The following is a 1,389-nucleotide window of genomic DNA, read 5'->3' as shown; positions in this document are numbered from 1 at the left end:
CTAGTAGTGCTTTGTTAGGCGGTGTCGTAGGACTGCCACGGGGTGGGTTGTCGGCAGGTGGGGCAGTGGCCGGTCCAGGTGGCCAGCAGGTGTTGGAGGAGGTCCAGGGCCTGGTAGAGGGTCAGGCCCTGGCAGGGGCTTTTGGGCAGGTCCGTTGTTCGGTGAGGAAGAGGTGGGCGGCGGTGACGAGGGTGACGTGGCGGTGCCAGCCGGTGAAGGAACGGCCCTCGAAGTGGTCCAGGCCCAGAGCTGTTTTCAGTTCGCGGTAGTCGTGCTCGATCCGCCACCTCGCCTTCGCGAGGCGGACCAGGTCCTTGGCGGGGATGTTCGCGGGCAGGTTCGAGATCCAGTACTTCGTGGGTTCCGCCTCGCCCTCGGGCCATTGCGCGATCAGCCAGGACAGCCCGATCGTGCCGTCTGCGGCGGGCTTCGGGCGGCGGCCCGCGAGCCGGATCCGCAGGAGCACGAAGTGCGAGCTCATCGCGGCTCTGGAGCCCTTGCGCCAGCTCAGGGCTCGCCCGTGGTGGCGTCCGGCGGCCAGCACGTGTTCGCGTAAGGACACGGGCCTGGTGCGGTAGCGGGGCCGCGGGCGGGGCCCGAGACCGCCGTAGGCCGGCTGATGGGGTTCGATGTTCCCGCCGTGGGCGGTCATCTCGGCCTTGGCCTGCAAGACGTAGGCCAGGCCCCGGTCCTCCAGCCCGTGGCGGAAGTCGGCGTTCGCGCCATAGCCGGTGTCCGCGACCAGCACGGCGGGCCGCAGACCGATCCCGGACAGCTCGTCGAGCATCTCCAGCGCCAGCTGCCACTTCGGGCGGTGATGTTCGGTATCGGGGATACGGCAGGCCGCCCGGCGCGCGGCTGCCTCGGGCTCGTCCCATGCGGCAGGCAGGAACAGCCGCCACGACAGCGGGCACGAAGCCGTGTCCGAGGCAGCGTGGACACTCACCCCGATCTGGCAGTTGCCGACCTTGCCCAGCGTGCCCGAGTACTGCCGGGCCACCCCGGGCGAGGCCGTGCCGTCCTTGGGGAAACCGGTGTCGTCCACCACCCACACCTGCGGGCGCACCGCCCGCACGGCCCGCCACGCCAGCCCGGCCCGCACCTCCTGAACGGGCCAGGTGGAGGACGTCATGAACTGCTGCAACCGCTGGTGATCGACACCGAGCCGCTCCGCCATCGGCTGCATCGACTTCCGCCGACCGTCCAGCAACAGCCCCCGCAGATACAACTGGCCCTTCTCCAGCCAGTCCCGCCGCACCAACGGCGCGAACACCTCGGAAGCGAACTCCTCCAACCGGACCCGCACCGCCGCAAGCTCCCCAGCCCTCATACAACCAGCGAACTACCGAACACCCAATGTGACAAGACCCGCTAACAAAGCACTACTAG

The 1,389-nt window shown here is 69.3% G+C and carries 1 protein-coding gene; it reads right to left on the bottom strand.

What is annotated here, in order from left to right; all coding sequences use genetic code 11:
- Window positions 1-121: 121 nt before the first annotated feature.
- Window positions 122-1,330, bottom strand: a complete 1,209-nt coding sequence (locus IEZ01_RS34415) for an IS701 family transposase (RefSeq protein WP_189205720.1) — start codon at window positions 1,328-1,330, stop codon at window positions 122-124.
- Between the last annotated feature and the right edge of the window lie 59 nt (window positions 1,331-1,389).

It is taken from the genome of Streptomyces purpureus (genome assembly GCF_014648195.1).
Lineage (GTDB): Bacteria > Actinomycetota > Actinomycetes > Streptomycetales > Streptomycetaceae > Streptomyces > Streptomyces purpureus.
Note: the sequence above shows the minus strand (reverse complement) of the source record. Positions and strands in the feature narration are given on the sequence as shown.